Raw genomic sequence first — 24,635 nt, 5'->3', positions numbered from 1 at the left:
TCAATCCTTTCCAGAAAGCCTAATTCTAGGGTCGATTAATCCGTACAAGATATCGATGATCAATATCATTACAATAAACACGACAGCGAAGAACATTGTCGTACCCATGATGATAGGGAAATCATTCGATGTAACAGATGTTACGAATTGTTCGCCGATACCAGGAACAGAGAAGATTTGCTCAATAACAAGCGTACCTGTAAGCAATCCTACAGCCAGTGGACCTAGAATTGTAACCAAAGGAATCAAAGCATTTCGGATACCATGCTTGAAGATGATAGCGGTACCAGCCAAGCCTTTTGCTCTTGCAGTAGTAATGTAATCTTCATTCAAAACTTCAATCATCTCTGTCCGCATGAATCTCGCACAAGTAGCCATTGGGAAGATAGCTAGAGCTATAGTTGGCAAAATTGAGTATTCAAATCCATTCCAAGTCGCAACTGGGAGAATTCCCCACTTTACTGCAACAAAATATTGAAGCAGCCCTGCAAAAACAAAGGAAGGGATTGATGTACCTAAAACTGCAACGATAGTAGACAGATAATCTGATATTCCATTGTGATAGATAGCTGATACTAAACCAAGCAAAATTCCCAAAACTGTACCGATAATTAATGCTTGAATACCAAGTTGAGCAGATGGTCCGATTCTATCAGCAAGTATATCGGAAACTCCTCGATTATCATATTTGAAGGAAATACCTAAATCTCCTTGGATAAGGCCCCCTAGGTAGTTTACATATTGAACAGGAATAGGATCATTCAATCCATATTTCTCAAAGATTACTTCTTGCTGTGCTTCTGTCAATTTGTCTGCATTTGCCAAAGGTGAACCCGGTAATAACTTCATCAACACAAATGATATAGTAGCTATTAGAAATAGCGTTATAATCATATAAATGACTCGCTGCCCTATATAACGCGCCATATGAGCACCTCCTAAATTAATTGTCGAAACATTCCTTATTATTTGATAATGGATGTCAATGGAAAAGAGAGTATATGCCATAGCGGGCTATACTCTCTTTTTCCTAATTCACTTCATATAAGTTTATTTTTAAACTTATTCTTCTGCAGCAGCGTTATCCGCATATGCCCATTTGTATTCGAAGTCGTTTCCAGCTGGGTTAGAGAATACACCTTGCAATTTTGGACTCTGTAGGTAAGAGTAACCTGCTTGATACAAAGGAGCAATTGCTGCGTCTTCAAGCAATACTTTCTCAGCATCTAGGAAATTCTGCCAGCGAGCCTCTGGGTTTGTTGCATTATCAGTAGATGCTTGCTCTACTAGAGAATCATATTCCTCGCTAGAATATGCCATGCGGTTGTTTTCACCGTCAGTAACAAATAGATTCATGAAAGTATAAGGGTCGATATAATCCGGTCCCCAACCAGAAACTTCGATATCAAAGTCTCCAGCAGTATCTAGATCAAGTCTTTGTTGGAATGGCACTTGCATGACGTCTACTGTCAAACCTTCCAAGTTCGTTTCCAACTGCTCTTTCAAGTAGTCAACCATTTGTGTAGAAAGATCAGTATCACCTGTAAGGATTTCAAGTGTAATTTCGTCCTGTCCAAGCTCTTCTTTCGCAGTAGCCCATGCTTCTTTTGCAGCTTCTGCATCATAAGTCAATAGATCACCGTTAGTCTCACGGAAGTCCTTACCATCTGGACCTTTTACAAAGTCTTTAGGCATTAGTCCGTTGGATACTGTAGAACCATTGTTCAATACTACGTTAACAAGACCATCTTTATCGATTGCCTGCGCAACAGCTTTACGTGCATTTTCATTCGCAAGAGGAGTTTCCTCACCCATACGGTTTTGGTTCAATTTCAAGTACCAAGAAGCCATGTCTGGTACTGGCAAGTAGTCTTCATCGTTAATGCGTTGATCAACGAATTCAGCAGTTAAAGAAGTTCTATCAACTGCACCAGTATCATAAAGGTTAACCCCTGTAGCTGTATCTTTAACAACTTGAAGATTGATTTCCTCTAGCTGTACAGTATCAGCATCCCAGTAAGTATCATTTTTTACAAATTGCATTGTGCTACCATGGTTCCATTCAGTCATCTTGAAAGGACCGTTAGAAAGCAGGTTATCTGCTTCAAGTGCATAGTTTTCGCCTTGTTCTTCAACGAATTTCTGATTCAAAGGCATAAATGTAGGGAATGTAGTTAATGACTCGAAGTATGGAACTGGCTTTTCAAGCTGCACTTCCAATGTATAGTCGTCAACTGCTTTAACACCTAGTTCATCAAGTTCTGCTTCGCCAGTATTGACAGCAGTAGCGTTCTTGATAACGCCGCCCATCATGTATGGACCGTACTCGGAACCTGTATCAGGATTGATCGCTCTTTGCCAAGCGTAAACGAAATCGTTTGCTGTTACAGGATCACCATTTTCCCACTCAGCATCTTCACGAAGTGTGAATGTCCAAGTAAGACCATCTTCGCTTACTTCTGGATCACCAGTAGCAATACCTTCTGCTAGGGAACCATCTTCTGCTAGACGGTAAAGACCTTCTTGAATCTCGGAAGTCCACTGGATACCATATTGGTCATCCGCAAGTGAGGAATCCATGGATGGAATTTCATCACCAATTGTTAGATTGTATACCTGATCGCCATTAGCAGATCCTGAAGCACTATCTCCGCTTCCTTCTCCGCCGCCGCTTCCGCCTGAGCTGTTAGAGCCGCCGGAACATGCAGCAAGGAATGAACTAAGTACTAAAACAAGTGCAAGCAATAGCCAGTTCGACTTTCTCATGTTAAAACATGACCTCCCCAAAAATTCTAAATTTTATCACTTTTCTACGAACAACTTGTTCGCAATTAGAATTATACAAGTTTTCTCACAATTTGTGCACCCCTAATTTTATACGAATTTTACAAAAGTGCGAAAACATTGCATTTTCATAACAAAAAATAGGACTAATTTACTAGTTTATTTTGCGGATTTCATACTTAATTTTATACTTTTTACACAAATCCAAGTATAATTACCCCTATGAGCAATCATACGTAATAGGAATAAATGTTCTCCCTTGTCCTTTTCGCACTTGTGCTATAATTGTTCATAATCTTTTGAAGGCGGTAATGTAAATTGTTTGGTAAAAGAAACTTGATTCTATTATTAATTAACTTAGCAATCACAGGATTGCTTTTCTTCTTATCAGATCAGCACAATCTTCTTGCTCTAATAAACTCCCTCTTCTATATAGCTTTCTTCTATTTTATCGTAGCACTGCTGTTGTTCGTCATAAAAGGAAGAGTACTGGATGGGATAACAAGAAGTTTCCGGAGATTTGGTAAGTATATGAGCAGAGGTATGATTGACTTAGAAGAAAATGGAGAGCCCTCTGAATGGGTAAATCGTTCTTTCCTAAGTTACATGCAGATTCAAGCTGCTGTCTTAATTGTACTAATGCTTATCTTCCTTGCGATCTACTACCTTATCTAACAGACCGGCTTGCAAACCGGTCGCAACATGCATATAATGAATAACTAACAAGAATATAAAAGCGACGAAGAAAATATAGTACGTTACTCCTCTGGTTGAAGAGAGCTTGTGGCTGGTGAAAACAAGCACCATGGGTAGCGGAAATTGGGTTTTTGGAGCTGCGGGATTATTTCCCGCCGTCTACGCAGGCGTTAACTGTATCAAGTGATCCTTCATATAGGAGGATAATTAGGGTGGCACCGCGGTCTATTCGTCCCTGCAGCAAATGCAGGCAGCGAATGGATTTTTTTGTGTCTTTTTTAGGAGGATGATTTAAAATGAAAACAATTTTTTCAGGTATCCAGCCAAGCGGCAGCTTGACACTGGGCAACTACATCGGCGCTCTTAGCCAATTTCCTGCTTTACAGGAAGAAAACCAATGCTACTTCTGTATTGTTGATGAGCACGCGATTACTGTACCACAGGATAGATTGAAGCTGAAACAACAGATTCGTTCACTCGCAGCACTTTATTTAGCTGCTGGAATCGATCCGGAGAAATCCGTTCTCTTCATTCAATCCGAAGTACCTGCGCACACGCAGCTAGGATGGATGATCCAATCGATCAGCTATATCGGAGAACTGGAACGAATGACACAGTACAAAGATAAGTCAGATGGTAAAGATGGTGTTTCAGCTGCTTTACTAACATACCCACCGCTTATGGCTGCCGATATTCTTCTATACAATACAGATATTGTTCCGGTCGGCGATGATCAGAAACAGCATTTGGAGCTGACGCGCAATGTAGCGGAACGATTTAACAATCGTTTCAATAATATCTTTACTGTACCAGATATCCAAATCACGAAAGTCGGTGCTCGAATTATGTCCCTGCAAGAACCGACGAAGAAGATGAGTAAATCAGATGTGAACTTGAAAGCTTCTATCTTCATATTGGATGAACCGAAGCAAATCGAGAAGAAAATCAAGAGTGCGGTTACCGATTCCGAGGGCGTCGTACGCTTTGATAAAGAAAACAAACCAGGTGTCAGCAACCTGCTTACAATCTATTCGGTTGCAACTAATAAGACAATCGAGGAAAGCGAACAGGAATTTGCAGATAGCGGTTATGGCGAATTTAAACAAGCGGTTGCGGATGCAGTCGTTAACATGCTCTCCCCTATCCAGCAGCGTTATTACGAATGGATGGAAAGCGATGCGTTGGATGAAGTTCTTGATAAGGGCGCAGAACGCGCACAAGCAGTTGCAAACAAAACATTACGTAAAGCGAAAAAAGCGATGGGATTAGGTCGCGGAAAATAAAAAATAACCGGCAGATTACTGCCGGTTATTTTTTATGAGGTTTTTGCTTGATCATTTTGCTCAAGCTCCCATAGCTTTTCATAGAAAGGCTGGCCTTTTACCATTTTTTCGCATAGTTCTTCCTGCTTCTTGCTCCAACCGACGGAAACTCCGTCATAGAGCTTCTGCCATGCTTCCTGAAATTCTAATGAACGGATCACATGGTACTCCTCAGGTTTCCACTCTGTCAGCCAGTATCTAACCTGCTCTAAATTTTCACTTGTCTCAAGCTGATCCATTGTCATCATCAGAAGCTGCTTCAACTGTCTCTCTTTTCTTGTGAGTCCAACCATTAAATCAGGCTTTAAAGATAGGATGTGGTACTCTTTCTTTTCCTCTTCTTCCTGCCAGTTGAAGATTTCGGGCTTAGCATCTTCAATCATCTGGTAAACAAGCCGCTCCTGCCGGGGAATGAGCCTGCTTTTTCTGACAGGCGTGATATATCCCATCGTATCGAGTGCAAGGATTGCTTTTCCGTTCGTTACAATGCAAGCATAGTCGATGGCGATCCGCTCTTGATTCTTGCGAAGGAACGCTTTCCGGTGAATCATGTCCAACATAGGCTTTGGAAGCTCCCTCAAGTCATTCTCGATGTATGCGAACAGCGCATCTTCTATGTAGAGAAGCGGTACCTGATCGAGCAGCTCGATGCCGTCTTCCTTTCGCCATTCATGAAAGGAGCATACGTTATAGCCATTCTCTTCTCCTTCAAACCAGTTCACCCAAATATCATGCATAAATAACATAGATAACCCTCACTTTACTTTTCGATTCTGCTAATCCGACTCCGGTACGCGCTTGCATGCAGCTAAAACATTGGGTGTAGGAGCGCGTGCCGTGTGGCTTGTAGTAGGATACATTATGACCAACCAGCAAGGATTTATTCTTGTATTATATGATTGAACAAAATAAAAAAACCCCTAAGAATTAGGGGGTCTTCTAGATCATTGATATTGTTTGAATACAAGTGCAGCATTATGGCCGCCAAAACCAAGGGAATTACTCAAAGCTGCGCGAACTTTTTTCTCACGCTTCACGTTTGGTACATAATCCAAATCACAAAGCGGGTCGTTCTCCGTTTGATTAATTGTTGGAGGAATCATGCCGTCTTGGATTGCTTTGACACAAATAATTGCTTCTACTGCTCCAGCAGCACCAAGCATATGTCCTGTCATTGATTTAGTTGAAGAAATAGCTGTCTGATAAGCATGATCTCCAAGAAGCTGTTTTAGAGCTGCTGTTTCAAATTTATCGTTAAGCTCTGTGCTTGTCCCATGTGCATTAACATAGTCGATATCTTCTGCCTGCAGCCCAGCGTCCTCAATTGCCTGACGCATCGCACGTACAGCACCTTCACCTTCTGGAGCTGGTGCAGTAATATGATAAGCATCACCAGATGCTCCGTAGCCGACAATCTCTGCATAAATCGTTGCACCGCGTTCCAAAGCGGAATCCAGTGATTCTAAAATCAAGATACCCGCACCTTCACCCATTACGAAACCATCTCGGTTTGCATCAAATGGACGGCTAGCTGTTTTTGGATCGTCATTAAAGGAAAGTGCTTTGGCAGCTGAAAAGCCTGCGAAAGCCATTTTTGTTAAAGGTGCTTCCGATCCGCCTGTGATCATCGCATCTGCATCACCGCGTTCAATTACCTTGAAAGCATCTCCGATTGAGTTTGCTCCGGATGCACACGCTGTAACAGAGCAAGAGTTGATTCCTTTTGCACCAAGCTGGATGGATACTTGTCCGGAAGCCATATCCGGAATCATCATTGGTACAAAAAATGGACTTACTCGACGAGGCCCTTTAGTCATTAGCTTCTCGAACTGTTCTTCATATGTTCCCATTCCGCCAATACCAGAACCAATCCATACTCCAATACGATTTGCATTTTCGTCTGTAATCTCGAGTTTCGCATCTTCGACAGCCATCTTACTCGCTGCCACAGCATATTGCGTGAAAAGATCCATGCGTTTCGCATCTTTCTTTTCCATATAATCTTCAGGGTTGAAGTCTTTTACTTCCGCTGCAACCTTTGCTGGGTAATCATCTTTATTTACTCGAGTTAAGACATCCACACCCGATTTACCTTCTAAGAGATTCTGCCACGTTGTAGCGGCGTCATTTCCAACTGGTGTCACCGCACCTAGTCCCGTGACAACTACTCGTTTCTTTTCCATACAATTGTTTCCTCCTTCTTCAGCAAAAAACATGCTGAAGCTGTTCTGACTGGTCTAATTAAAATAATGACCATGATAAAGTGCATAATCTGAGATATATTGTAACGTATTTTTCATGTTCTGTAAGCTCTTAAGTAAAAACAATCTATCTTCCCTTTCAATATATAGGTAAAGACATAGACAAGATGTTGTCTGCGAACATACTGTAACGTATGGAGGTGCGTTGATGAGAAGAGACAATCGTATGGATGAATTTCTTTTTGGAAAGAGAAGGAATTCAGAGCCGGAACAAGAGGAAGTAAAAAAAGAGGAACCGAAAAAAGAATTTAATTTAATGGAGACAGCAGGCACAATCATGGAGACTTATGAACAGCTCTCTCCATATGTAAAACATTTAAAAAACCACGCAACAAAATTCATTAAGAAAAAATGAAGATTAAACTGGACGGAGCAGGCTTATTCATAAAAAAATCTGAATTGTGCATAGTGTTTGTGTAAAGCAGATAAATCATTCCTTATATTACGCGTGAGAGCAATAGCTGCTCGATCTTCCTGCTCCGGACATACCTCTTTTGTATAAAATCGATATTTGTCCAGGTTTCCATCTCCTGATAACAGCTTGCTAATCGTTTGCATCACAGGTTTGATTGGCAACGCATTTCTGTGGAAATAATCGTCATCAAATAGCATCCGTTTGCCATTCCATTCAACTGCTTCCTCATCTCTTGGCATCCATTCACCGTATAAGATTGGTAACAAAATTTGTTTTTCTTGTTCAGAAGTATCGTCTGTAGCATAACTAATATCTACATGTTGTTGGCTTTCAGCACTCCTTTCCGCAGTGCCGAAAAAACTGACATGTGCCTTATAATCTGTGTCCTGTACACCTTCACGGAACATAGCATGACGCCCTAAATACATACTTAAATGTGTCTCTCTATCTGATAAGGTTTGCTCCTGCAGGCCTGACACTTCATGGCCATCTTCCAATAAAGCTTGGACTAAATGATACCCTTCCCAGGAATAACACTGACTAACGAGGAAACGCATGAAATTCACTTCTCCTATCCATGTGAGGATTTGCACAAGAATCATTTTCTTTTTGACCGGAACCTGCTATGATAGAAGTATATGTGTGAATAATAGAGGTGATACTAATGCGGTTTGTCGCAACAATTATTTGGGCTTTCGTCCTTAGTGCTGTCGCAGCGTTTGTGCTGTCAAGTATGTCCGGTGATCCATACGATATGTCAATAGTTATCGTCATGACAATCATCTTCAGTCTGGGTATTTGGACTCTATCTGCTGTTCTTCCAAAAGGAGAAGAACACGAATAAAACCTTGCCATTTGGCAAGGTTTTTTCTTTTACCACGGAATAAGACTGAGTGCTGCCAAGCCTACAAGCGGTAATACCAACCGGCGAAAACGTCCGCCGGGATATCCATACCCGTATCCGTACCCTGGATATCCATATGGATTGCGATAATCGTCGTCGTCCTCTTCCACATAATCATACTGCTCATCCGCTGGTATTGCGAGATGGACATACTCATCATCCACATCCAATACAATACCATCCATCTGATAGCCATCCATAAGCTGCACAAGGACATATTGATTTTTATGCTGCCTACACATTTCCATCATATGATGGGACTGCGGATGTGATTGTTCATAAGAATTCGTCACGATGAACCTTCCCCCTTTACATCTTCAGCCTATGCCGGGAAAGTGTCCTGTGTGCAAAAAAAGCCCTCCTGCTTACGCAGAAGGACTATTATCAATCCGGAATCCCTAACGCTATTTTCGCATAGCGGGACATGCGGTCCTTAGACCACGGCGGACTCCATACAATATTTACTTTCGTTTCCTTTACTTCTGGAATATCCATAAGGACCCGTTTGACATCTTGTTCGATATGGCCAGCCAGCGGGCAGCCCATCGCAGTTAAAGTCATCGTAACGATACCAGTACCATCTTCATCTATATCTACTCCGTACACTAAGCCAAGGTTAACGATATCAATGCCTAACTCAGGGTCGATTACGTTTTCCAGTGCACCGAGCATATTTTCTTCCAACGCTTGATCCATTTCTGCTCCTCCTTTATGCCAGTTCAAGAAACTGTCTGTCTGCATCTATTTAAACATATTTTCATCAAAATAGAAATAAACTGCTACAGTACCTTCTCCAGCCACGCTGTCCCAGCAAGCATAGCTTTTCTGGAAACTTTGTGGCCCGAACCTTCTTCCGTAACATATGTGAACTGCTCCTGATCTGCGGCTTCGTATTCCAATGTCTCATAGAAACTGCGGGAATGTATATACGGAACGACAGGATCTTGGTCACCGTGCCAAAAGAACATTGGCCGATCACCAATTGCTTCCGGATGAAGAGATAGATCGATTTTCTCAAGAGAGGTAAATAAATGCTCCATTTCTTCTTCTGGTATATTCATTTCGACACCGGATTTCTTTACCGCATCCACCATACCGCGAGCAAATGCAGCAATCTTCGGTGAACCCATCATGACCATACCAGATTTAATCCAATCGAATTGTGTCATCGCAGCACATGTCGTGATACCGCCCATGCTTGTACCGCCAATTGCAAAGCGATCTTGCTGTATTAATCTTCTTTCGGATGCGTATTGATGAATCTGCTGCAAATCATGCAAATTTTCCTTTACGATTGCGAAAAACTCCATCTGACGTTTATTGCTGCTAACACCATCTTCTCGTATACCATGGTGAAGAGCATCCGGCAATAGTACACGGTAGCCTTTTTCAGCCAGCATGTACGCAATTGGAAGATTATGTTCCCTGGCGCTAGTGAAACCATGGAAATATGTAAACACAGGAAGTTCTTGATCTTCGGCACCTGCTTGCTCTATGCGAAGCAATGGCACCTCGTTCCAGACTTCTTCTTTAATGACGATCATTTGCTTCATCCTCTTCAACGTATTCCATTACCTACTGCTTCATCTTAGTATGTCCAGTCAGCTTTTGTAAATCGATACTCCTTCGACTTGACGTTTTCTTTACAGATACGTAAGAGAAGGATACACTATAATGTACAATATAGAGGTGATAATAAATGGAAAAACATTTGATAGCACTTGATTTAGATGGAACACTTTTAACAGATGATAAACACATCTCAGAAAAGAACAAGCAAGCCATAGCGGCAGCAATACATGCTGGCCATGTTGTCGTTATCGCAACAGGAAGACCACATCGTGCTTCCTTGGCATACTATCGTGAACTCGGGCTCACTACGCCAATGGTGAATTTCAACGGAGCGCTCATCCATCATCCGGATGATAAGAAATGGGACGCTGTCCACTCTCCAATGCCGGTCCGGACTGCACGTAAGATTGTGGACACATGCAATAAACTTGATGTGAAAAATATCATTGCAGAAGTGATGGATGATGTATATATCGATCGCTTCGACCAATACTTACTGGATTTGTTCCACTTAGAGGAAGAAGATGATCCAATTAAAGTCGGCAGCTTGAAGCAGGCACTTCAGGATGATCCAACTTCTTTGCTCATTTATCCGCATGAAAACCAGGTTGCTTCCATTCGGGAATCGCTTGAAAAAGAGCATGCTGAAATAATCGAGCATCGACGCTGGGGCGCACCATACCATATCATCGAGATTATTCGCAAAGGACTTAGCAAAGCGGTCGGACTGCAAAAAATCTCCCATTACTATGACATACCGCAGAAAAATATAATCGCCTTCGGTGACGAAGACAATGATCTGGAAATGATCGAGTATGCTGGTGCAGGAGTTGCAATGGGCAATGCAATCGGACCATTGAAAGAAATCGCAAACTATACAACAGGATCAAATATGGAGGATGGCATTGCAACCTTCCTTCATTCTTATCTAAAGCTGGAAGTTCCGGCAAATTAACAATTTTTACAAATCATAATTCCTGCGTACAAGGAGCAAAATAAAAGCGTAATCGGGTAAAGCCGGTTATGCTTTTACTTCTTTAGACGTTCGGAGGGGTAACGAATGAGTAAGAGGAGTAAATCAAAAAGGTTCACAAATCAAGGAGCACAATCGGTTAGGCAGCATGACGATGTTTTTGTCTACCGCGAACGCTTCAGCGATACTGTGAAGAAGCAACAATCAGAAAACCATAATGGAGGGTTTTAGGATGGAAAACTTCTTCGATAGAGCCAAGAAAAAAGTGCAGGGCTTGACAAATAAACCAAGCCAGGATGACTCTGCTACAGCGCAAGAGGCCATTCAATCTGCATACAACGATGCATCTGCAGAAGAAAAGCAGCAATTGCAGGACTTCCAGCAGAAGTTAGACCAGTAACAAAAAAGGCAGATCCGTTTTTCGGATCTGCCTTTTTATTATTCCTCTTCTTTTTTGTATGCAATAAATCCTTTGTTTCCATGCTGCAGGATTGATTGCAAAATAACAGTCGACAACTTATTCGGCGGATATGGTTTGATCAGATAATGATTGATTTGATAGTGCTTTGCCTTGTCCATTTCCTGAATAGCACTAGAAATAAAAATTGGAATTTGCTTTAGTTCTGGATGCTGCTTGATCTCATGAATAACATCCCAACCATCCAAACCTTCACCAAGCATCAAATCGATTACGAATGCCGCTGGTTTTAAATGCTGCAGCTGTTTGATCAATGCCTCTCCAGTGATAAAGCGACTCACAGCAAAGCCAGCATCTTTCAACTCATCCTCTAGAAGAAGTGCTAAACTGCGATCATCCTCAAGCAGGATAATTTGACGGCCGCGTTCTACTTCAGGCAAGAATTGCTTATCTGCTTCAACCATTGGTAAAACAATTGAAAAGACACTTCCCTCACCTTCAGCTGATCTGACCATAATTTTTCCGTCATGTGCTTCAACTATTTCTTTGCAAATTGCAAGACCTAACCCAGTACCCCCAATTTTACGGCTGCTGGAATTATCAAGTCGATTGAATTTCTGGAACAGTCGCCCCAGTTCTTGATCTGGTATGCCGATACCTTCATCTGAAATATGGACAAACAGCTGATGCTCCTGCTGTTGAACAGATACGACCACATCTCCGCCTTCCGGTGAAAACTTGATAGCATTACTGAGCAGATTCGTCAGTACCTGGATCATTTTGTCCCGATCAACACTCACATGATCGTAAGCACTATTTTGTTGTAGAACAAGATTATGTTTGTTGCTTGTAGACTGGAAGTTCTCAATCACCTGCTCTACAATCGGAGTGAAGTGCTGTTTTTCTTTCACATATTCCTGTTTTCCGGCTTCCATACGCTGCAAATCGAGAAAATCATTAATGAGGTTCGTCAGTCTCGTCGCCTCCTGATGAATCGTTTGCAAGTATCTAGCTTGGCGCTCAGGTTTCAGATCCTTCGTGATCATCAGCTCTGTATAGCCTAGTACACTTGCCAGCGGTGTTCTTAGTTCATGACTGACCGTACTAACCAGATTGGATTTCATCTGATCCACTTCATATTCCGCAGTAATATCACGGTAAACAAAAAGAGTACCGATTTTCTCATCATGGCGTTTAATGCTAACGTGGTAAAGAAGCAGCATTTTATTGTGCATTCCGCTAACACGCAGTCTCAAGCCGCCCTCCGGCTGCGCCTCCTCGAAGATGGCTTGTTTTACATATGCCTCGTATTCTTCTTGATTATCAATGTATGTTTTACTATATTCCATCCAACTTCCATAATCATTGCAGGCTTCCCGACGGGATTGTACAGCATCAAGCTGCAGGTATGCCTGCCAATTCGCATTGTACTGCAGCAAATCCCCGGTATTACTGACAAATTGGATACCTTCATTGACATTATCGATAATATCCTGATTAAGCTGTCTATTGTATTCAGTTAGCTCATAGGATTCAATTTTATCAAGGAATAAGCTGAGTCGTTTTAGAATCCAGTTCATTTCTTTCTTTTCTGAATCTCGGAAAGGTCGCTGAAATCTCGTGCAGATAAAAACAGCAACGAGTTCTCCAGCCGAGTTATGCACTGGAATATGAAGATCTTCGCTCATACCAGCTTCACGGTAACCGGCTTCCTCTTTGTCTGCTTGTCTTTCAAGTACATATGGTTGTGGATGTTCTTCAAGACGCTGCATTACTGTCTGGAAATGTGCAGCTACAGGTTCATCAAATTGTTTCGTGATTCCGATTGCAGCGTATTCAGGTGTTTCTGTCATGAAAATGATTCCTTGGTCATACCGATAAAGAGCAGCCAATTCCTTTATAATTGTATTCAACAACGCTTGCTTTTCCATCGTAACGGATAGTGTATTATTCATACGGTTCATTCGTTCGATGCCTTGTTTAGTTTCCTCGGTCTCACTTAGAGAGTCACGAAGCATCTTTTCAGACTCTATAATTCGTGTGATATCCTGTTCGATTACGATAAGCTGCTCCATAACCTGCTCTTCATTTGAATACGGCACAATTGTTGCATGAACCCAGTAGCTTGTACCATCTTTTTTACGGTGTTCCAGCGTACCGCTCCATGCCTGCCCTTTAAACAGCTCAGGAAAAATCTTTCTGACCTCTGTCGTATTCTCTTCGTGTGCGATAATACCAACAAAATTCCTACCGATAAGTTCTTTCTCCGGATACAGGGAAGTGGAACTGAAATTCTCATTCACCTGTTTGACGACACCTTTTTCATCCAGCACTAACACCATAGAAGATTCATTCAATGCCCAATTCAAGTTACGCAAATCATTGACAAAGCTCTCCAGCTGTTCTTGCTGTTCAGTGAGTTTCGTATTCTTTTCAGAAAGGTTCTGCTCCCTATTTCGAATACGTTTCGTCATATCACGGAATGCATCCGAAAGAATACCAATTTCATCGTTACGATCAAGCGGCGCAATGGTTACATTTTTCCCTTGTGCCACATCATAGGAAGCAATAGATAAATCATACAAAGGCTTTCCAATATTCCGCGTGAACTGTCGGTTAAAGAATAACAAGATACCAAAGATAAGCAGAACAAAAAGAAACAGCATATAAGATTCCTGCGTATTATCCTGCATAAATTCATTATGCAATTCGGTTACAGCATCCTCGTTATGCTGTCTCAAGTTTTCCGTAACACGCAAAATATCATTGATTTCATCTATTCGTTCATCTGCTACCTCTTCTGCAATTCCCTGCAGATTATCTGACTCGATAGCTTCCCGCAGCTCTGGATAATAGGTATCCCAATAAATATCCTCAAAAGTCTGTAGACGCATCAGATTATCTCGTTCTTGCAAAGAAAGATCGAATGCTTCCAGCTGGGTCAGGTTATACTCAAGAGAAGCGTGAGAGCTTTCTGCATTTTGTCTTTCCTGCTCATTCGTATAAAGCGCATAGCCCCGCATATGAAATACCATATCACTGAAGTCAGATTTAATATTCTGTAAAACGCCTCGCTTTTCTACTAGTACATTCCGTTCCTTCTCATACTGCTTATTCGTGGAATAATGCATATAAAAGAAGGCGGCAATGCCTATCATCGTAGCTAGCAGAACAAAGAAAAGAATATAAAGAAACTGCCTCTTAATCGATTTTCGAAAGTAATTAGGCATTTAGAATGTCCTCTACTAACAAGACCAGCTGAGCCGGACTAAACGGTTTCGCCATATAATATGGTATTCCCACTTTTTTCGTCTCTTCTATATCAGACTGCTGTGTCTTTGCCGTCAGCATAATGATTGGACAGTTCTGCTTCCATTCTGCTGAAAGTGACTGGGCTACCTCGATACCTGTTTTACCGGGCATCATATTGTCCAGAAGCACTAAATCATAAATCTCTGTTTGCATCTTTTGCAGTGCTTCGTTTCCATCAGCTGCATTATCAATCTCATGACCTTCATCTTCCAAAGTATCAGTAATTAACATCCGCAATACCTCTTCATCATCAGCAACTAATATTCTTGCCATCTTATTCCCTCCTCTAGGTGCGAAGCGTCAGTCTTTTGATTCTCGCTGCCACTTCTTCGACATGAAATGGTTTTGTCATATAATCGTCCGCTCCAAGCTCCAGCGCTTTTACTACATCCTGGTTATCCTGTCTGCCTGTCAGCATCATCACGAACAAATTCTTTTCGTTTGGATATGTGCGTAAAGCTGACAGCACTTCGAGTCCATCCATATCCGGCATGACACCATCAAGAAGAACAATGTGCTTGCCCGCCTGTCTGATCCAATCGGAGTCTAATAAAGAGCTACCGTCTGCAAAAGCCTTTAGCTGTACACGATACCCATCCATTTGCAATCCTTCCAAATTGTCCTGCAGCAAGGAACGAATGATAGTATCATCATCTACTACCGATAGATAAAGAGATTTGTAAGGCTCTTCCTCCATATTATGATGACAAGATTCGTAAACATTCACTTGCTGCTTTCCATTGCGTTTCCCGTAATACAGAGCATGGTCTGCTTGTTCGATTAGCTGATCCAGCATTAATCGTTCATCACTTACTTTTGACGCCACTCCTGCTGTAAAGGATGTATAAATAATTGTCTGTGCCAACTCATGTGGCTGATGTATGTAGCCTTCTAGGATCTCGCGCAAGCGGCTTGCTGCCAGCTCGTCCTTTATTCCTGGCATGAGCAGAAGAAACTCTTCTCCACCATACCGGATGACATAATCCTCTTCTCTCACAGCACCTTTCAAATAGGCAGCAAAATTCCGCAGGACAATATCACCGCTGGCATGACCATATGTATCGTTCACTTGCTTGAAATTATCGATATCAAGTACGGCACAAGTAAGCTCTGACTCACGACCAGCCGGAAAACCAGCTAAGAAGGAGCGGTTATAAACTTGCGTTAATGGATCGACTACAACTCGCTGCTCCATCGTATCTAACAGTTTCAAACGATTGAAAATGATTTCAATTACCAACTCATCCACTTCATGCTGATCAATTATATCTGTGATGCCATTCCGAAAATAACGCTGCTTTTCCTCAAAATTAAGATTTCCGCCAATAAACATAACAAAAGAAAACATCTTCTGCTGAATATAAGCTGTATCTTCTTTCGTAATATGCTCTCTCCATCTGCCATCTATAAGCGTTATAAGCGGATGTGCATCATAAAGATGTGCAATCGCACGTTCCTTGTCCGCAGCTACAATAACTTGGAGGCCTTCTTTCTCGATACGCTCTCTCGCTCGCATAAGCCAGTCGTTATTAATGGATATCAGCAGCACAGGCTCCTGCCTGATGAATACTCGAGGTCTGGCAGGAAGTTCAGCTTGTTGCTGCAATTCTGCTTCGATTGCCTCTATAATAGGCATCCAAACATCTTTTGACAGTCGTTCTCCTTCAATTTCCGCTATACGGAGCAGTTGGGCTTCTGCGACTTCAGACAAGGTATTCAGACCTATGGATGCTCCTGTGCCTTTAATTTGATGGACTAACTGATACAAATCTCCTTTTCGTATCGTGTCCTGCTGCTTGAACATCGCAAAACTTTCATTAATTTTTGTCGTAAATATCTCTTGGTATTTCTTCAAACTTTACACCTCTATCTTTATTAAGCACTTAACTCTTGGTGTATTAGCTAAGATTGCAGGTTGATTATATCACAACAGCAACCTTCAGCTTTGTTTCCCTAAAAATTTACCATTATAAAATAAATCAGTAAGTTTTACTACCAGGAGACCATACAGTATATGACCAGAAAACCAGATAATAATAGCTTGCCAATTATCAACAGTGGGCACGGGCTGGTTGGCAAGAAGTGATAAAGGAAAATAGACACAGGCAGCACAGAGGCTTAAACCAATACCGATTAACCACCTGTTTCTCCCTCGTTTCTTTTTCAACACGATGTAAATAAGGACTATTGCCCAGGAAATAATAATATGAAAGAAATTGAGCATAAAATCATTCCAATCCACTTGTCGAATAAAGGGGATAAAATCGACATTAAGCAATAATGTATAAACCTTAAGAGCCGTCATTTGCTGCCAAAGATACATCCAGGCTGACAGCGCAATACCAGATATACTACCAATACCCAAAACACGAATCACCATCAAATAACCCTCCTCTTTACCTTTTCACTACCCAACCCCGTTTCTGCTTAAGCAAGTTATTTCCCGCTTTTTAAAACGTTCCATATCTGCTATGATAGTGGTAAGTATGGACGCTAGGAGGCCAATAGCATGAGTATAAGAGTAGAAAATACCCCGAATCCGAATGCAAAGAAATTCACTACTGATAAAATTATCTTTGAAGGCAACGGCAGTGTGTCTGTTATGCCTGGACAAACGAGCGAATACGCTATCATGAATCAGCTGATGACAGTTGAAGGTGTTGATAATGTTTTCGGTTTCCAAAACTTTATTACAATTAACAAGCTGCCGAACGCAGATTGGGACAAGCTTTCTGCGAAAGTCGTCGCTGTCATGGAAGAAGCAGGCTATTAAAAAAAGCTGAGGAGCCAAAATGCTCCTCAGCTTTTATTTATCTTTACGGAAGAATCCATAGATACCAGCAGTTTCTACGACGTTCATGAAAGCTGATGGATCCACTTCTTTAATAATATGTTCCAAATCATATAATTCATATCGTGTGATAACGAGCATCAGCATATTTTTGTCCTGCTGTGTGTAACCACCTCGGACAGGTATAATCGTAATGCCTCGTACCATTTTATTATAAATCGCTTTTGATAGCTCGTCCGCCTTTGTTGTGACAATCATTGCAGTCACCTTCTCATAGCGGGTATGGATCGCATCGATAACTCTCGTCGAGACATACAGGGTGACCAGCGTATACAAGGCATTCGCTGGTTCATTAAGGACACCTGCCAAAATAATGATGATTCCGTTTAACAGCAAGAAATACGTGCCAACAGGTCTATCCTTTAGACGGGATAGAATCATGACAACTATATCCATTCCTCCAGTAGAAGCACCCCATTTTAGCGTCAGTCCAACACCAACACCGGCAATAACGCCGCCGAATACAGCATTGAGGATAATATCATCCGATAGAGCATGAATCGGAAGCAACTCAAGCATAACTGTCATACAAGCAACAGAAAAGAGACTATAAATCGTAAAACCCTTGCCCACCTTCATCCAACCCAGGATAGCTACTGGAATATTCAATAGGAATAGCCAGATCCCTGTCCCAATTGAGGTAATGCCAAGAACTTGTGCAAAGAAATCGAATAAAAGCTGTGCAGCACCGGTAAAGCCGCTGCCATATACACTTGCAGGTATCAGGAAGAAATTCAGTGCTACTGCATTGAGTAAGGCTCCGAATATAACGACCACGATACGTTTCACTTCAAAATAGAACAATTATGTACCTCCTCAAAAGTCCCACACATTAAAAAGCTTGCGCAGAACGGCTGAAAGCTATTCCTGCGCAAAGCCCGCGAATTATTATAGCCGAAATAACTCCGAATGAAAATAGTTTTATTATGTAAGGAGCTAAGATAGCTCCCAAAGTCATACACGAATCTTTACATCATGATGTCGTAGCCAAAAGTCAATCTGTCCAAGATGTGCAAGCAACTGAGGACCGGTCATCAATTGACCGAACCATGGCGCAGTCACATCCTGCCCTTTGCTTTTGACAAGAGCATCGATAGACTTTCGGTCGAATAAATCGAATAACCTCGCATCATCATCCCGAAGGATTTCTTCCATCCACTGAACGACAGCAGCCGTATAAACCGGATTATGTGTTTTTGGATATGGACTTTTCTTCCGATAAAGCACTTCATCCGGTAGGATTCCTTCGAGCGCTTTTCGAAGTATGCCCTTTTCCTTATTGCCATACGTCTTTATTTCCCACGGGATGTTCCACACATATTCCACTAATCGATGATCACTAAACGGAACTCGGGCCTCGAAGCTTGCTCCCATGCTCATCCGGTCTTTTCGATCGAGTAATGTCGGCATGAACCAATGCATATTCAAATAAAACATTTGTCTCCGTTTTGCCGCTTCCGCTTCCTCACCAGGAAGGAGTGGTGTTTCATCGATTGTATCCTGATATCTATCTAGCATATAGCCATGTAAATCAAGGTCATGCTGCCATTCTTTTTTTAGCAGACTGTTTCGAACTTGAGCCGACCGGATCCAAGGGAAACCTTCTCTGTTCAAGTCATCCTCCCTGTAAAACCACGGGTAGCCGCCGAAGATTTCATCTGCACATTCACCTGATAATGCTACTGTCACGTTCTCCTTGATTCGTTCACAAAACCAGAACAATGAGGCGTCTACATCTGCCATACCAGGCAGATCACGTAGAATGGTCGCTTCTTTTAGTGAGCCAGCTAATAACAGATTATCCATCACATATGTCTTGTGATTCGTTCCAAAAGCCTTCTGCATTTTCTTGACGAAAGTCTGGTCGCTCGCTGGCTGGAAATCACTTTTCTTGAAAAACGTATCGTTCCCATCAAAATCAATCGAGAATGTTGAAAGCTGCCCTTTGCCTGTTTCCTTATAGTGATTTGCTGCAATAGCTGTTATCGCGCTGGAATCAACTCCGCCTGAAAGAAAGGTACCAAGCGGTACATCCGATACAAGCTGCCGTATGACGGAGTCTGTAAGCAGTTCCCTTACTTTTGCAGCAGTTTCTTCTATTGAATCTGTATGCTCTTTACTTTCCACATTCCAATAACGAGTCAGTTTCAAGCCATTCCGATTAAATCTCCCTATGTGAGCTGCCCGCAATTCCTTGATGCCTTTGAAAACGCCATGGCCAGGTGTCCGTGACGGACCGAGCGCCAAGATCTCAGAAACCCCTTCATTATCAAGCACTGCTTCCACTTCTGGATGAGCAAGGATTGCTTTCAGTTCTGAACCGATCAATAGCCCGCCATCTTGTTCCATAAAGAAGAGTGGTTTTACACCTAATCTATCTCTTGCAAAAAAGAGTGTTTCCGTTTTGTCGTGCCAAATAGCGAATGCAAATATCCCATTAAATTTCTCTACACATGCTTCCTGCCACTCAATATAGCTCTTCAGCAGCACTTCCGTGTCAGAATGCCCTTGGAAGGTCCATCCACGCTGCTGCAATTCTTTCCGAATGTCTTCTGTGTTGTAAAGCTCACCATTGTAAATCAATGTATAAGTCCCGCGCTCATCAGTGTGCTGCATCGGCTGTTTGCCTCCTGCAGCATCTACTACAATCAGACGACGATGACCGAACAAGACATGTGGTGCGCCCCAATCGTTGTACTCATCCGGACCCCGTTTCGATAATGTTTGAGCCATTTTTTGGATCACAGGTTTTTCCTGCTCCAGATTACGTTTGAAATTAACCCACCCGGTAATACCGCACATATGCCCGCTCTACTCCTTTTCTCGCCTATGTCATATATTAAGCCGTTACTTCTACAACATATGAAAAGCGGCGCTAAACGTGAGCAAAAGAAAAAAACCTGCCTTAGTAGGCAGGTTTTATGGCAGGAATCCCATCGGAAGGATACCAAAACCAAGCAATAATGTAATGACGAGCGCGATGAAGAAAATAATCCACCAAGCTTTTGCAGACTTTTCCTTCTTCATTTTCACGAGAATCATCTCCATGCAGACGATGACGATCAGCCCGGCAATACCTTTAATGACGGCTTGGACAGTAAAGGAAGATCCAGATTCGTCAAAATATCTCCATAGTAGTACAAATCCAGTATACAAGATGAGCAGATAATCAAGCCGCAGAATCATATGCGGAATTGTTGCCTTCTTTACTTTCTTTTCGCTATAAAGAACAAGCGCAAAGAAGAAAAGCAGAAGACCGAGTCCCCAGCCGATTATATGTGTAAGTATCATTCCGTCCACGGTGTGCGCCTCCTTTTGTTATGTACCCGTACATCATACCATGTTTCCCATTATTGCCGCATCAAGACACACGTTGTTCGCTTTTCTTACGAAGCGGCTGAATTTTTCCATACGTCAGTATGCGCCACAGCCATTCAACAGGTCCGAAGGTGAAATATCGGAACCAAATGCGGCTTAGTACAACTTGAATTACAAAGACGCCAATAACAAAGCAAATGAAGCCTGCTAATGAGAATGTCGCATATAAGCCGAAGCCGACATTGTAGAACAAGATGAACATCAATAGAGACTGGAATAAGTAATTGGACAAAGACATACGTCCGACATAGCTTAGCTGATGTGCAATCCAGCTGAATACAGGGACATTTGACAGGAGCGTTATCAAAGAAAGATAAAACAAAGCACTTGAAGGTCCACCAATAGAGTCCTGAACAATGCTTAGCCAATATGGAGCACCAATCAAGTACGGTCCAGCTTTAAAGATAAGAAAAAGAAAGCCCGTTACAACTGTAAACCAAATAAGTTTACGGCGATTGGCTACCGGATCATGAAACAGCTTTATACGAGCAAGGTATGCACCAAGCATCAACAATGGCAGCATCAAGAATACGTTGAGGATTATGCCGCCACCCCCACTCGCCATAGACCAGTCCGATAAGTTCTGCTGCAAGATATCAGCGTAGGTTCCATTACCATAAGCAGCCATTTTACTAGGTATATCTATTAAGCTTGCCATAATTTGTTCCATACCCTCATCGATCATTGATGCGGCAAGATATATTAAGGTAAACAGCAGCACCACCGGAAGAAGCAAAACCGGGATCATCGTCAGCAACACCCATCTTGGTGTGTAAAGAAAAGGAATAAGCAATAATCCAAGAATCGCATATGTAAAAAGAATGTCGCCATGCCAAATAAGAAATGCATGCACTGCTCCCAAACCCAGCAGCACTAGCATCCTTCTGCTCAAGAACCAGCCGGGCTTGATACCGTCTCGTTTTCGGCTATCAAAAATTAACTGCATTCCGAATCCGAATAATATGGAAAATAACGTGTAAAAACTAGCTTGGAAGAATATATCGATGCCGCCTAGTAGAAAAGTATCAAGTGGTGAATCCCATTCAGGCGAATCAAATCCTGGCATATAAAAGGGAGATCCGAATGAAGGTGCATTTACCATGAAGATACCGAGTATGGCTGCTCCTCTTGCTGCATCGATCCAATTCAGCCTTTTTGTCTGTGGCATAGGTCTTATTTTTTCTTTCATCTCATTCCGCCTTTCGCTTAGTACAGATGCATCATTTACAAAAATAATATGGATGCTCTCTGTCAAAATTGCTAAAATTAGTATATCACATGCTACATAGCGGAAAGGGTTAAATTATGTTTAAGAAACTAGCTTCTGATGCTCTAGGTCTCTCTGATATCGGCAAGATTATTCCTCCAAGTGATTACGATAAGACGGATGCCGATGATTATGTCATGAATGAAGATAATGAAAAAATCTACTTTTTGATTAAAACGAAGCAGGATGAGTATTGCTTTACAAATCTCTCAATCATCCATGTTGACGGTGAAAGCGCCGTTTCTTCCAAACGCACTCTTCGCCGTTACCCTTATATGCAGCATCGCATCAGCAACGTGTATTTAGAAACGGCCGGTAAAGTGGATCTGGACATCGAAATTAAATTTTCCATCGATAATCAGGTAATCAGTATCGACGTGAAGAAAGACCAGATTGATCAGTTGAAGGATTTGTATAAAGCTCTGCTGCGCATTGCGGAGATCAATTATGAAAACAGCTTATTTACAGATATGGCGCATACCAGTCTGGATAAAGCAGCAGCCATACTCCAGCAATCTCGTTATACAGACGGTACACTGGATGAAACATACAAGAAACTGACTGAATTTGGCTTTGAATGGCTGACATCTACCAAACATAAATATCATGCGCATGATTTCGGTGCAGTTTACGAAAAATATATCAACAACTAAAAAAGAGTGACTCGTACTATGCGAGTCACTCTTTTTTATAGCGGGCCTTCCCAGACCCCGTCGTATTTTTTGTCAGTACTCAATATCTCATGTGCAAATGTGCATACCGGCACGATTTGTTTTTCCTGTTCTCTTGCATAATCTACAACTCGATCTATCAATTGCTTTCCAATACCTGCGCCCTGTTTGTCCTCTATTACCATAGTATGTTCAATGACAATATCATCAGATTCTGTGAATGTCACCTCTGCATCAGGCTGGTCACTATTTCCGATATAAAATCGCCCTTTTTCTTGTTTGATGTCGGCCATCGTACCACTCCTTCCTTTCCTTACTCTACCCGCATGTTCAGCTAGGTATTCATCTGGCTGCCAGGTGTTTGCCGATTGTAAATATAGGGTAAAATCCAATGATCAAACTCAAGTAGAAAGGCGTCCAATATGCTTATCAAACTATTGCCAAGATCCATTCGAAAATATCTACATATGTCAAAACGTCAGCGCAAGTATGAAGCGCAGCTCAATCTTTGGATGATGCCAGCCATCTATATTGCTGGGACACTCGTACTCGTATCAATTCCTCTTTTATTAGATCTCTATTTGGATTTGCCTACGATGACAACTGGTTTCTTTAATGCTTCCGCTTCCAATACAGGGACGCTTGTAAGTGTCCTTGTCAGCGGCACACTGCTATTAGCAGCATATACGTTAAACTCAATCCTAGTAGTCTTAACTAGTTTCAGCTCAGAGTATTCACCGCGAATGCTGTTCAACTTTATCTCTGATCGGACGACACAGCATATCCTCGGTTTATTTTATGGAAGCTTTGTATTTATGCTCGTATCCTTCTTGTTCGTCACGAATAGTTCACGAGATTATTTTACAGCTGTACCGATTGCCTGTACGCTTGTGACACTTGCGGCCGTTATTGGTTTTGCTATCTTTGTGAACCATACGACAACTTGGATGCAGATGCATAATATTGTATATGCCATGAAAACGGAGTCTGAAAGGATCATCCAATCGACGTTGATTGATGAACTGGAACCGTACCGCTGCGATGAACCTGGTTATACATTTGAGGATTATACCGGTTACACATGCAAAGCATCTAGTTCCGGTTATATCCAACTTATTAACTTTGTGGATATGATCAAGCAAGCTAAGGAAGACAATGTCGTTGTAAAGATGAATGCTAAAGCAGGTGACTTCGTATTAAAAGGCAATCGTTTATTCAGCTATCGCGGACCAGGCGCACAGGATGTGCAAATCGAGAAATACAGTAAGCTTATCCAAATCGGACATAAACGATCAGAGATTCAAGATGTGGATATGAGTATGAACAAACTAAGTGAAGTTGCCATCAAGTCAATCGGAAATGATGATCCAACCTCTGCAATCAATACTTTTCATCAAATGGCGGATCTGATGATAAATATCGATGCATCGACCACTCTGCACCCTTACCTGCAGGATGAAGAGGAGCAAACGCGCGTTGTCTATAATACCGTCACCTTTTCTACGTATTTGCATGAAGGCTTCGGGCGGATACGGCATTATACACAAAAGGATTATCTTCTCATCTTGGAAATGATTCAAGTTTTCATCCGGATGACTGATACTATCTCTGAAAAGAACTTCCCGATTATTTGGGAGTTTGCTCAAGACACGATCCTGCATATTTCAGATTCTGCTTTCTTCCGTGCAGATCGGGTCCGTTTACTCGATTATTTAAAACACCTAGCAGAAGTTACCGGCAATGCAAAGGATTATTACCAGCTGGAACGTCATTTGCAGCCAAATTAAAAAGGAGACAGCATTTGCTGTCTC

At 41.9% G+C, this 24,635-nt stretch carries 27 protein-coding genes and 1 other annotated feature; of the genes, 10 read left to right on the top strand and 17 right to left on the bottom strand.

The features are described from left to right. Together opp3b and GZ22_RS04920 are read right to left on the bottom strand one after the other, a co-directional pair. Complete coding sequence (gene opp3b / locus GZ22_RS04925; protein WP_038559366.1) at nt 1-927, bottom strand: oligopeptide ABC transporter permease; 927 nt, start codon at nt 925-927, stop codon at nt 1-3. A gap of 135 nt (nt 928-1,062) precedes the next feature. Beyond that, the gene (locus GZ22_RS04920) at nt 1,063-2,766 is read right to left on the bottom strand and encodes a peptide ABC transporter substrate-binding protein (protein ID WP_038559363.1); all 1,704 of its coding nucleotides are present in this window, start codon (nt 2,764-2,766) and stop codon (nt 1,063-1,065) included. A 336-nt stretch (nt 2,767-3,102) separates the two neighbouring features. On the opposite strand from GZ22_RS04920, the gene GZ22_RS04915 reads away from it, so the two are divergent. Both GZ22_RS04915 and trpS read left to right on the top strand, forming a co-directional pair. After that, nucleotides 3,103-3,459, top strand: a complete 357-nt coding sequence (locus GZ22_RS04915; protein ID WP_038559361.1) for a DUF3899 domain-containing protein — start codon at nt 3,103-3,105, stop codon at nt 3,457-3,459. Between the two features lie 55 nt (nt 3,460-3,514). After that, nucleotides 3,515-3,720: a binding site (T-box leader), on the top strand. A gap of 56 nt (nt 3,721-3,776) precedes the next feature. Next, a complete protein-coding gene (trpS, locus tag GZ22_RS04910) occupies nt 3,777-4,763 on the top strand; it encodes a tryptophan--tRNA ligase (RefSeq protein WP_038559358.1) in 987 nt (328 codons plus the stop codon). Nucleotides 4,764-4,795: 32 nt separating this feature from the next. Here trpS and GZ22_RS04905 read toward each other — a convergent pair whose 3' ends face one another. Further along, nucleotides 4,796-5,548 (bottom strand): YjbA family protein, encoded by a 753-nt coding sequence (locus GZ22_RS04905; protein WP_038559356.1) that lies wholly within the window; start codon nt 5,546-5,548, stop codon nt 4,796-4,798. 198 nt (nt 5,549-5,746) lie between these two features. After that, on the bottom strand, nt 5,747-6,985 hold the full coding sequence (fabF, locus tag GZ22_RS04900) for a beta-ketoacyl-ACP synthase II (RefSeq protein ID WP_038559353.1): 1,239 nt from the start codon (nt 6,983-6,985) through the stop codon (nt 5,747-5,749). Nucleotides 6,986-7,211: 226 nt separating this feature from the next. Between fabF and GZ22_RS04895 the strand changes: the two genes are divergently transcribed. Then, complete coding sequence (locus GZ22_RS04895; protein WP_038559351.1) at nt 7,212-7,418, top strand: hypothetical protein; 207 nt, start codon at nt 7,212-7,214, stop codon at nt 7,416-7,418. A 23-nt stretch (nt 7,419-7,441) separates the two neighbouring features. Here the strand turns inward: GZ22_RS04895 and GZ22_RS04890 are convergent, their stop codons facing one another. After that, entirely contained in the window at nt 7,442-8,044 is a 603-nt protein-coding gene (locus GZ22_RS04890) for a hypothetical protein (RefSeq protein WP_123921887.1), read from the bottom strand. Nucleotides 8,045-8,142: 98 nt separating this feature from the next. Here GZ22_RS04890 and GZ22_RS04885 point away from each other — a divergent pair, with 98 nt between their 5' ends. Beyond that, on the top strand, nt 8,143-8,322 hold the full coding sequence (locus GZ22_RS04885) for a DUF2929 family protein (protein WP_038559346.1): 180 nt from the start codon (nt 8,143-8,145) through the stop codon (nt 8,320-8,322). 29 nt (nt 8,323-8,351) lie between these two features. Here the strand turns inward: GZ22_RS04885 and GZ22_RS04880 are convergent, their stop codons facing one another. The 3 genes from GZ22_RS04880 to GZ22_RS04870 form a co-directional block, all read right to left on the bottom strand. Beyond that, the gene (locus GZ22_RS04880) at nt 8,352-8,675 is read right to left on the bottom strand and encodes a hypothetical protein (protein ID WP_245609700.1); all 324 of its coding nucleotides are present in this window, start codon (nt 8,673-8,675) and stop codon (nt 8,352-8,354) included. Nucleotides 8,676-8,766: 91 nt separating this feature from the next. Beyond that, nucleotides 8,767-9,078, bottom strand: a complete 312-nt coding sequence (locus GZ22_RS04875) for a metal-sulfur cluster assembly factor (RefSeq protein WP_038559343.1) — start codon at nt 9,076-9,078, stop codon at nt 8,767-8,769. An 83-nt stretch (nt 9,079-9,161) separates the two neighbouring features. After that, a complete protein-coding gene (locus GZ22_RS04870) occupies nt 9,162-9,926 on the bottom strand; it encodes an alpha/beta fold hydrolase (protein ID WP_038559340.1) in 765 nt (254 codons plus the stop codon). Between the two features lie 155 nt (nt 9,927-10,081). On the opposite strand from GZ22_RS04870, the gene GZ22_RS04865 reads away from it, so the two are divergent. From GZ22_RS04865 to GZ22_RS18430, 3 genes are all read left to right on the top strand, one after another. Beyond that, nucleotides 10,082-10,909 carry a Cof-type HAD-IIB family hydrolase gene (locus GZ22_RS04865; protein ID WP_038559338.1) on the top strand — a complete coding sequence of 276 codons (828 nt, stop codon included), beginning with the start codon at nt 10,082-10,084 and terminating at the stop codon, nt 10,907-10,909. A gap of 105 nt (nt 10,910-11,014) precedes the next feature. Continuing rightward, a complete protein-coding gene (locus tag GZ22_RS18560; protein ID WP_164072032.1) occupies nt 11,015-11,158 on the top strand; it encodes a hypothetical protein in 144 nt (47 codons plus the stop codon). Between the two features lies 1 nt (nt 11,159). Beyond that, nucleotides 11,160-11,327 carry a DUF3813 family protein gene (locus GZ22_RS18430; RefSeq protein WP_164072030.1) on the top strand — a complete coding sequence of 56 codons (168 nt, stop codon included), beginning with the start codon at nt 11,160-11,162 and terminating at the stop codon, nt 11,325-11,327. Nucleotides 11,328-11,365: 38 nt separating this feature from the next. On the opposite strand, the gene GZ22_RS17975 is transcribed toward GZ22_RS18430, so the two are convergent. From GZ22_RS17975 to GZ22_RS04845, 4 genes are all read right to left on the bottom strand, one after another. Then, nucleotides 11,366-14,575 (bottom strand): ATP-binding protein, encoded by a 3,210-nt coding sequence (locus tag GZ22_RS17975; protein WP_051748046.1) that lies wholly within the window; start codon nt 14,573-14,575, stop codon nt 11,366-11,368. Beyond that, nucleotides 14,568-14,930: a response regulator transcription factor gene (locus GZ22_RS04855; protein WP_038559335.1), complete on the bottom strand. Its 363-nt coding sequence runs from the start codon at nt 14,928-14,930 to the stop codon at nt 14,568-14,570. The genes GZ22_RS17975 and GZ22_RS04855 overlap by 8 nt, the downstream gene beginning before the upstream one ends. 13 nt (nt 14,931-14,943) lie before the next feature. Then, the gene (locus GZ22_RS04850; protein WP_038559333.1) at nt 14,944-16,512 is read right to left on the bottom strand and encodes a diguanylate cyclase; all 1,569 of its coding nucleotides are present in this window, start codon (nt 16,510-16,512) and stop codon (nt 14,944-14,946) included. An 84-nt stretch (nt 16,513-16,596) separates the two neighbouring features. Further along, nucleotides 16,597-17,037, bottom strand: coding sequence for a hypothetical protein (locus GZ22_RS04845; RefSeq protein ID WP_038559330.1), 441 nt, complete (start codon nt 17,035-17,037; stop codon nt 16,597-16,599). Between the two features lie 129 nt (nt 17,038-17,166). Between GZ22_RS04845 and GZ22_RS04840 the strand changes: the two genes are divergently transcribed. After that, nucleotides 17,167-17,430 carry a NifU N-terminal domain-containing protein gene (locus GZ22_RS04840; RefSeq protein ID WP_038559326.1) on the top strand — a complete coding sequence of 88 codons (264 nt, stop codon included), beginning with the start codon at nt 17,167-17,169 and terminating at the stop codon, nt 17,428-17,430. Nucleotides 17,431-17,463: 33 nt separating this feature from the next. Here GZ22_RS04840 and GZ22_RS04835 read toward each other — a convergent pair whose 3' ends face one another. The 4 genes from GZ22_RS04835 to GZ22_RS04820 form a co-directional block, all read right to left on the bottom strand. After that, nucleotides 17,464-18,312: a YitT family protein gene (locus GZ22_RS04835; protein WP_038559323.1), complete on the bottom strand. Its 849-nt coding sequence runs from the start codon at nt 18,310-18,312 to the stop codon at nt 17,464-17,466. A gap of 150 nt (nt 18,313-18,462) precedes the next feature. Beyond that, nucleotides 18,463-20,310 carry an asparagine synthase (glutamine-hydrolyzing) gene (asnB, locus tag GZ22_RS04830; protein ID WP_038559320.1) on the bottom strand — a complete coding sequence of 616 codons (1,848 nt, stop codon included), beginning with the start codon at nt 20,308-20,310 and terminating at the stop codon, nt 18,463-18,465. Nucleotides 20,311-20,427: 117 nt separating this feature from the next. Then, on the bottom strand, nt 20,428-20,799 hold the full coding sequence (locus GZ22_RS04825; protein WP_038565649.1) for a DUF1516 family protein: 372 nt from the start codon (nt 20,797-20,799) through the stop codon (nt 20,428-20,430). Nucleotides 20,800-20,869: 70 nt separating this feature from the next. Beyond that, nucleotides 20,870-22,075 (bottom strand): DUF418 domain-containing protein, encoded by a 1,206-nt coding sequence (locus GZ22_RS04820; RefSeq protein ID WP_038559318.1) that lies wholly within the window; start codon nt 22,073-22,075, stop codon nt 20,870-20,872. Between the two features lie 116 nt (nt 22,076-22,191). Between GZ22_RS04820 and GZ22_RS04815 the strand changes: the two genes are divergently transcribed. Beyond that, on the top strand, nt 22,192-22,806 hold the full coding sequence (locus GZ22_RS04815; protein ID WP_038559315.1) for a PH domain-containing protein: 615 nt from the start codon (nt 22,192-22,194) through the stop codon (nt 22,804-22,806). 35 nt (nt 22,807-22,841) lie between these two features. On the opposite strand, the gene GZ22_RS04810 is transcribed toward GZ22_RS04815, so the two are convergent. Further along, a complete protein-coding gene (locus GZ22_RS04810) occupies nt 22,842-23,117 on the bottom strand; it encodes a GNAT family N-acetyltransferase (RefSeq protein WP_038559312.1) in 276 nt (91 codons plus the stop codon). Nucleotides 23,118-23,246: 129 nt separating this feature from the next. Between GZ22_RS04810 and GZ22_RS04805 the strand changes: the two genes are divergently transcribed. After that, nucleotides 23,247-24,611, top strand: coding sequence for a DUF2254 domain-containing protein (locus tag GZ22_RS04805; protein WP_038559310.1), 1,365 nt, complete (start codon nt 23,247-23,249; stop codon nt 24,609-24,611). Nucleotides 24,612-24,635: the final 24 nt, after the last annotated feature.

The organism is Terribacillus saccharophilus, assembly GCF_000725365.1.
Lineage (GTDB): Bacteria > Bacillota > Bacilli > Bacillales > Amphibacillaceae > Terribacillus > Terribacillus saccharophilus.
The sequence above is the reverse complement of the archived record's forward strand: the minus strand, read 5'-3'. Positions and strand labels throughout refer to the sequence as shown.